The following is a 7,448-nucleotide window of genomic DNA, read 5'->3' as shown; positions in this document are numbered from 1 at the left end:
GGGTCAGGGTGGCGTTAGGGTGGGACACGAAGGCCTCCAGTCGGTGAAGCGGTTCCCCGACAGCTCCACTTCACATCCGGAGGCTTTCACCTGTCTGCACGACAGGCCGTCACCAGTCACCTCAACCCGGGACAACGTCCCTGGACATCACAGCTAGACCGCGCTACCACGGCCTCGACCGGCGGAGGCGGCGCAAGCGCTTGCGGGATGGCAGCGTGCCGACCGATCGACCGCGGAAGAACTCGTCCCCCAGCGGGCACGACCGTCACCCCTCCTCCCGGCCCCACGGCTGGATCCCCCGCGAATCGGGCCAGGATTCGGCTGCTGCCATGAGTTCGAAGGCCTTCGCGCCGTCCAGGTGTTCTCTGATGATGTCGGCGTGGCCGGCGTGCCTCGCCGTCTCCTGGATCAGGTGCAGCAGGACCCACCGCAGCGACCAGGCTTCGACCTCCACCGGGAACCACGGGGCCGCGCGGGGCACCGGCACGGGATGGCCCAGATCCGGGATGCCGGCCACCACCTCCTCCGTTTCGCGGCCCACCTGACCGTACTCCGCCAGTACACTATCCAGCGTTTCGTCGCTCGTCAGTTCGAAATCACCCGACTGGTCCGGTGGTCTGCGTTGCAGCACCCTCGCCATCCACCCCCGCTCCGTCCTCGCCGCGTGTTTCAGCAGGCCGCCGATGCTCAAAGCGCTTGCGGTGGGCCGAATCCGCGCCTGCTCGTCGGTGAGGCCGTGCGCCGCGAGACGCAGGACGTACCGCTGCTGGGCCAGGAAGGCGAGCAGGCCTTCGCGTTCGTCGCGGACCGGGTGGACGTGCACGGGCATTTCCGGGCTCCTCTCTGAGGTGGTTTTGGGGGGATCATGCCAGGGGGTACTGACAATTCGGGGAATTGTCCTGGGGCACAACGGAATTCGCGCCTCCCGGGTCACCGCGCCGTGTGAAGCTCATCGCACGCGCTCGCGCCCGCCGGTGTCCCGGTGTCACGCTGGACTTCCCAGATCCACGACCCGGGGACCCGGCGAGGGCCTCGAGGGAAGGTTGGTCGACGACGATGTCCACCCCGACTGGTGAGACCGCCGCGCCCTACGGCAGCGGCGTCCAGCGGAGCGCACCCGCCAGGAAGGTGCGCATCCACCACCTCCAGGAGCTCAAGGACCGCGGCGAACCGTGGCCCATGCTCACCACCTACGACATGTACACCGCCGAACTGTTCGACGAGGCCGGGATCCCCGTGCTGCTCGTCGGGGATTCGGCCGCCAACAACGTGTTCGGCTACGAGACCTCCCTGCCGGTCACGGTCGACGAGCTGCTGCCACTGGTCCGCGCGGTCACCCGCGCGGCCAAGCGGGCACTCGTGGTGGCGGACCTGCCGTTCGGCTCGTACCAGCTCTCCCCCGAACAGGCGCTCGCGACCGCGGTGCGGTTCATGAAGGAGGGCCTCGCGCACGCGGTGAAACTCGAAGGCGGACGGCGGTTCGCGCCGCACGTCGAAGCGCTCACCACCGCCGGCGTCCCCGTGATGGGGCACATCGGGTTCACCCCGCAGAGCGAACACAACCTCGGCGGCTACCGGGTGCAGGGCCGCGGCGACGCCGGTGACGCGCTGGTCGCCGACGCGCTCGCGCTACAGGAGGCCGGGGCGTTCGCCGTGGTGATGGAGATGGTGCCCGCCGAGGTCGCCAAGCGGATCACGCACGAGCTGAAGATCCCGACGGTCGGCATCGGCGCCGGGCCCGATTGCGACGCGCAAGTGCTGGTGTGGCAGGACATGGCGGGCCTGCGGCGCGGCAAGGCGCCCCGGTTCGTCAAGCGCTACGCCGACCTCGCCGGGGTCCTTTCCAGCGCGGTCACGGCGTTCGCGGACGAGGTGCGCCGCGGCGAGTTCCCCGCGCCGGAGCACGCCTTTCACTGACCGCGGCGCCTGAACCGCTCGGCGAGCTGGGGGTCGTTCTCCCACCACAGACCCGAACCGGCGTCCTCCTGCTCGTCGAGCGTGCGGTCGATCTCCTTCGCCTGCCGGTCGTCGTCACGCATCCAGCGCGTGAACAGCGCGCCGACGAACGGCAGGCCGGCGAGGTCGCCGCCGATCCACAGGATCCCGGCGCCGACGATCTGGTCGGTGCGCAGGTCGGGACCCCACGTGCGGGCCAGCGCGTGGTAGTAGCCCGCCGCCCGCAGCGGCCCGAGCCACAGCACGAGACCGAGCGCGGCGTCGACGACGACCTCGGCGAAGCTGATGCCGAACGACACCAGGTGGTGGTCCTCACGCGGCGTCGGATCGAGCCGCAGCCGCGTCCAGAAGTAGCAGAACCCGCAGCACACCAGCAGGAGCCGGACCAGCTCGTCGATCGCTCCGTGCCGCAGCGTCAGCTCGTACAGCGGCGTCAGGTAGATCAGGAACGGCGGCACGATCAGCAGGACCGTGATCACCAGCGGGAACGTGAGCGCCCGCGCGACGGTCCCGCGTCCGATCCGGCGCAGCCGGTCCGCGAACGGCACCGTCGCGAGCACGAGCGTCAGCGGGGCGCCCAGCGCCAGCAGCAGCGGGGTGACCATCAGCAGCACCACGACCTGCAGTGCCCGCACCCAGAACAACGCGTCGTCGTACACGCCGAGGAACGAGCACGTCAGCAGCAGGACCGTGGCCAGCCCCGCGAGGAACGCCGTGGTCCTGCCGCGCGGCCACGCCGGGACCCGGCGCGCGGCGAACAGGTAGCCGCCGCCGAGCAGCAGGACGAAGACGATCGCCGGGACGTCGGGCGTCCAGGCCGTGAGGATCCGCCCCCAGGAAAGCGGGACGGTCATACCAGGAAATATCCCAGGCTGGCGATTCCGGCGACCACGCAGTAAATCGCGAACGGGGTCAGCGTGCGCGTCTCGAAATACGAGGTCAGGAATCGGACGGCGATATACGCGGCGACACCCGCGACAATGCTGCCGACGAGCGCGGGGCCGAGTGACGCGCGGTTTTCCTCGGTGAACAGCGAAGGCATCTTGAGCACCCCCGCGGCGAGGATCACCGGCGTGGCGAGGAGGAACGCGAACCGGGCCGAGTCCTCGTGGCTCAGGCCGCGGCGCAGGCCCGCCACCATCGTGATGCCGGAGCGGCTGATCCCGGGGAAGAGCGCCAGTATCTGGGCCGCGCCGATCAGCACGGCCTCGCCGACGCCGAGCCTGGACAGCCGCCGGTCCGACGCCTCCTCGACGCTGATGGCCCGCATCGGCATGGTGACCTCGGCGGAGAAGTCGATCGTCTGTTCGGCGGCGGCCGGCACCGGCGGCGCTTCCTGCTTCGCCCGGCCGAACCGTTCCACCGCGAGCAGGACCGCGCCGTTGAGCGCGAGGAAGATCGCCGTGGGCACGGGTTTGCCGAGGAAGTTGCGCAACGCGCTTTCCAGCAGCAGCCCGGCGATGCCGACCGGGATGGTGGCCAGCACGAGCAGCCAAGCGAGCCGCTGGTCGGGGTCGGCGACCTCACGGTCGCGGATGGAGGTCCACAGCCCGCGCACGATCCGCACCCAGTCGCGGCGGAAGAACACGACGAGCGCGAGCGCCGTGGCGACGTGCATCGCGACGAGGACCGCCAGGTACGGCGAGTCCTTGCCCATGCTGAGGTCCTGCGCCCATTTCCCGCCGATCCACGCGGGCAGCAGAATGCTGTGCCCGAGACTGGACACCGGGAACAATTCCGACACACCCTGCAGGGCGCCGACGACAATTGCCTCGAAATATGTCACTGCGGACATTGAGGACCTTTCGGGGAAGGCGAAGCGGTATTCCGCGTCGAACGTACCTGACCCGAAGGGGAACACCCTGTGAGGCGGGAGCCGGAGGTCCGGCAGAGTGGTGCGGTATGGACGCCCTTTACCCGCCGTTGAGGCCCTACGACAGCGGCCTGCTGGACGTGGGCGACGGCAACCGCGTGTACTGGGAGGTCTGCGGCAACCCCGAGGGGAAGCCCGCGGTCGTGCTGCACGGCGGTCCCGGCGCGGGGACGTCACCGTTGTCACGACGGCACTTCGACCCGTCGGCTTACCGGATCGTGTTGTTCGACCAGCGCGGCGCGGGGCGCAGCGTGCCCTCCATCACCGCCCCGGAAACCGATCTCGCGGTGAACACCACGTGGCACCTGGTGGCGGACATGGAGCGCCTGCGGGAACACCTCGGCATCGAGCGATGGCTCGTGTTCGGCGGTTCGTGGGGCGCGACGCTCGCACTGGCCTACGTCGAGACGCATCCGCGGCGGGTGTCCGAAATGGTGCTGCGTGGGGTGTTCACGGTGCGGCAGCGCGAGCTGGACTGGCTCTACCGCGGCGGCGCGGCGCAGCTGTACCCGGAGTATTGGGCTGAGTTCCTCGAGCCCCTCCCGCCTGAGCGCCGGGACGATCCGCTGGCCGGGTACGCGGAACTGCTCGCCGATCCCCGCACCCGCGAGGCCGCCGCGGTCGCGTGGAGCAGCTGGGAGGGCTCGATCGGCACCCTCATCCCGGACGAACGGCTCCGGAACGCGCACCGGGAGCCGGGGTTCGCGCTGACGTTCGCGCGCGCCGGGGTGCACTACTTCACGCACGGCGCCTGGCTGGAGGAGGGCCAGTTGATCCGGGACGCCGGGCGGCTGGCTGGCATCCCGGGGTTCATCGTGCAGGGGCGGTACGACGTCGTGTGCCCGCCGGCGACGGCCTACGAGCTGTACCAGGCTTGGCCGGGCGCGCGGTTGTGCCTGGTCAACAACGCGGGGCACGCCGTGACGGAACCGGAAACGCTGAAGCAGCTCCGCGTCGCGACGGACGAGTTCCGACGGTCAGAGCACCGCGCTTAGTTCGGCGTGTGCCGCGACCAGCGAAGGCCCGTACCAGGTCAGGTACCGCCCGGACACCAGCACGTACGGCACGCCGGGGAACGCCTCGGGCCCGTCCTCCGCGGTGAACAGGTACGGCTCGTCGGGCAGCACCAGCAGGTCCGCGGCCCCCTCGGCGAACCACGACCGCAGTTCGTCGAGCTTCGGGCGCGGGTACCGGTCGGCCTCCGAGCCGTACACAATGGACACTCCCAGCCGGCGCAGCACGTCGCCGCCGAACGTGTCCCGCCCGAGGATCACCCAGGGCTTCCGCCACACCGGCACCACGGCCCGGCGCCGCACCGGCCGCGTCTCGCGCCACAGCTCCTCCGCCTCGACGAGCCAGCGCGGCTCGTCCACGTCGAAGGCCTGGGTCAGCAGGCGCCGCAGGGACGCGAGCGCGTGCGGCACCGTCGCGGGTGCCTCGGTGACCCACACCGGGAACCCGTTGGCACGCAAGCGTTCCACGTCCTCGGGCCGGTTCTCCTCCGAGTTGGCCAGCACGAGGTCCGGGCTCAGCTCGAACACCCTGTCGAGCTTCGGGTACTTGGAACCCCCGACCCGGGTAACGTCCAAATCGGACGGATGCGTGCAGTAGTCCGTCGCACCCACCAGCACGCCCGGCACCGTGGTCGCCACCGCCTCCGTCAGCGACGGGACCAGCGACACCACCCGCTCCGGGAGCCCGCGCAGCGGCACGTCCTCGCCGAGGTCGTCGAACAGCGTCATCGCAGCCGTTCCACCAGCACATCCCCGTGGCACGGCTGCGGCGCGCACCAGCAGCCCAGCGCCCGGCCCTTCAGCTCCCCGAGCCGCGCGAGCAGGTCCTCCCGGCCGTCGAGGTACTCGCGGTAGTGCCGCACCATCGCCTTCCGGTCCTTCTTCGCCTCACGCACGAACGGGTTCGCGAAGTCCGACTCCGGCCACGAGTGCCGCGGCCCGGCGTGCCCGATGTACGTGAGCAGCCCCTGCTCGACCAGCCAGGGCACGAGGTGCTTGTGCGGGCCGGACTTGCGCACGTTGACCACCACGGCCTCCCCCGCCTGCACCCGCTCGGCCAGCTTCCGCTCCGCGTCCGTCCACTTCTCCATCGCTCACGCCCGTTCGAAAGACACCTTGCGCCTGCCGACGTCCACCCCGGTGAGCCGGACCGTGATCCGCTCCCCCTCGGGCAGGTTCGCGCCCGCGCACTTGCCGGTCACCGGCGGGTCCTCGACGAGGATCTCCGCGCGGGCGTCGTCCGCACGCAGCACGACCGCCTCGAACGTACCGCCGATCCGCTCCGCCAGCAGCCAAGCCTCGACCTGGTCGATGCACGCCCGTTCGACCCGCGCGGCGAGCCCGTCCGAGGTGCCCATCAACGACGGCACCACAGGCAGCGCGGCCCGCGTCCACTCCGGCACCGGCCGCCCCGCCGTCACGGCGAGGCAGACCTCGGCGGTGAACCGGTCGACGAGCCGCCTGATCGGCGCCGTGACGTGCGTGTACGGCGCGCCGATGCCCGCGTGTGCCGTCGAGGGCGGCAGCTCGCCGTCGAACGCCGTGTACCCCGCTCCGCGCAGCAGCCGAGTCGTGCACGCGTAGAGCGCCATCGACTCCGGTCGCGTCGGGTCCAGGCCGGCCAGCATCTCGGCCACCCCGGTTTCGGCGGGCCAGTCGATGCCGAGCGCGTGCGCGGAGCGCCGCAGCCAGTCGATCGAACCCTGGTCCGGATCGGGCAGCGTGCGCAGCACCCCGATCCCGGCCTCGATCATGATCGACGCCGCCGCCATCCCGGTCAGCAGCGAGATCTCCGCGTTCCACGCGTCCACGTCGTTGCGGGGGCGCTTGCCGAGCCGCCACGCGCCGACGTCACCGTTCACGATCTGCTCGGGCAGCTGGAGTTCCACCGCGCCCCGCGCCACCGCGAGCTGCCGCCGCAGCCTGCCCAGCGCGGGCAGCGCCTCGACCGACGGGTGCGCGCGGCCGGCCTCCAGCGCCGCCTGGACCGTGTCGTAGTCGAACTGCTCGACCGAGCGCACCAGCGCCCGCCGCACCCGCGTGGCCGTCGGCTCGCCGCGGGAGTCGAGGTCGATCGTCCACAGCACGGCGGGCCGGACCGCGCCGGGCAGCAGGCTCGCCGCCCCTTCGGACAGCACCGGCGGGTGCAGCGGCACGGCGCCGTCCGGGAGGTAGATCGTCTGGCCGCGGCGGCGGGCTTCCCGGTCGACGGGGCCGCCCGGGACCACGAAGGCGCCCAGGTCGGCGATGGCGTAGTCCACCCGGAACCCGTCGCCACGGCGGGTGAGCACCATCGCCTGGTCGAGGTCCTTGGCGCCGGGCGGGTCGATGGTCACGAACGGCAGCGCCGTGGCGTCCTCGCGGCCGGCGTCGCTCGCCGTCACCGCTTCGGCCTCCGCCAGCACGTCGGCGGGGAAGGACTCCGGCAGCTCGAACTCGGCGCGCAGGTGACCGAAGCCCCCGTCCGCCGTGGGTGAGCCGGCCGCCGAGCGAGGCACGTTCCCACCCTAACCCGGATCGCCGGTCTTGATCCCCCGTTCGGGACTGGGCCACCCGGGTGTATCTTCGCCCATCTGGTACTGAAAATCGATATCGTTTTCGGGATG

General features: G+C 71.2%; 8 protein-coding genes. 2 read left to right on the top strand and 6 right to left on the bottom strand.

The annotated features are described in order from the left end of the window. Window positions 1-265 precede the first annotated feature (265 nt). A complete protein-coding gene (locus ABFX51_RS34820) occupies window positions 266-829 on the bottom strand; it encodes a DinB family protein (RefSeq protein WP_346056295.1) in 564 nt (187 codons plus the stop codon). Between the two features lie 227 nt (window positions 830-1,056). On the opposite strand from ABFX51_RS34820, the gene panB reads away from it, so the two are divergent. After that, window positions 1,057-1,917 carry a 3-methyl-2-oxobutanoate hydroxymethyltransferase gene (panB, locus tag ABFX51_RS34815; protein ID WP_346056294.1) on the top strand — a complete coding sequence of 287 codons (861 nt, stop codon included), beginning with the start codon at window positions 1,057-1,059 and terminating at the stop codon, window positions 1,915-1,917. Here panB and ABFX51_RS34810 read toward each other — a convergent pair. Beyond that, window positions 1,911-2,810 carry a cytochrome c oxidase assembly protein gene (locus ABFX51_RS34810; RefSeq protein ID WP_346056292.1) on the bottom strand — a complete coding sequence of 300 codons (900 nt, stop codon included), beginning with the start codon at window positions 2,808-2,810 and terminating at the stop codon, window positions 1,911-1,913. The genes panB and ABFX51_RS34810 overlap by 7 nt on opposite strands. Further along, entirely contained in the window at window positions 2,807-3,751 is a 945-nt protein-coding gene (locus ABFX51_RS34805; RefSeq protein ID WP_346056291.1) for an undecaprenyl-diphosphate phosphatase, read from the bottom strand. Before ABFX51_RS34805 ends, ABFX51_RS34810 begins: the two co-directional genes overlap by 4 nt. Window positions 3,752-3,858: 107 nt before the next feature. Between ABFX51_RS34805 and pip the strand changes: the two genes are divergently transcribed. Then, window positions 3,859-4,824 (top strand): prolyl aminopeptidase, encoded by a 966-nt coding sequence (gene pip, locus ABFX51_RS34800; RefSeq protein ID WP_091511988.1) that lies wholly within the window; start codon window positions 3,859-3,861, stop codon window positions 4,822-4,824. Here pip and ABFX51_RS34795 read toward each other — a convergent pair. Genes ABFX51_RS34795 through ABFX51_RS34785 form a run of 3 tightly spaced genes read right to left on the bottom strand, consistent with a single transcriptional unit; the run spans window position 4,807 to window position 7,340 of the window. Then, window positions 4,807-5,571 (bottom strand): helical backbone metal receptor, encoded by a 765-nt coding sequence (locus ABFX51_RS34795; protein WP_346056290.1) that lies wholly within the window; start codon window positions 5,569-5,571, stop codon window positions 4,807-4,809. The two genes, pip and ABFX51_RS34795, sit on opposite strands and share 18 nt — an antisense overlap. Further along, window positions 5,568-5,933, bottom strand: coding sequence for a DUF4326 domain-containing protein (locus ABFX51_RS34790; RefSeq protein WP_091511983.1), 366 nt, complete (start codon window positions 5,931-5,933; stop codon window positions 5,568-5,570). The genes ABFX51_RS34795 and ABFX51_RS34790 overlap by 4 nt, the downstream gene beginning before the upstream one ends. Window positions 5,934-5,936: 3 nt before the next feature. Next, on the bottom strand, window positions 5,937-7,340 hold the full coding sequence (locus ABFX51_RS34785; protein WP_346056289.1) for an RNB domain-containing ribonuclease: 1,404 nt from the start codon (window positions 7,338-7,340) through the stop codon (window positions 5,937-5,939). Window positions 7,341-7,448 lie beyond the last annotated feature (108 nt).

It is taken from the genome of Amycolatopsis dongchuanensis (assembly GCF_039542405.1).
GTDB lineage: Bacteria > Actinomycetota > Actinomycetes > Mycobacteriales > Pseudonocardiaceae > Amycolatopsis_E > Amycolatopsis_E sacchari.
The sequence above is the reverse complement of the archived record's forward strand: the minus strand, read 5'-3'. Positions and strand labels throughout refer to the sequence as shown.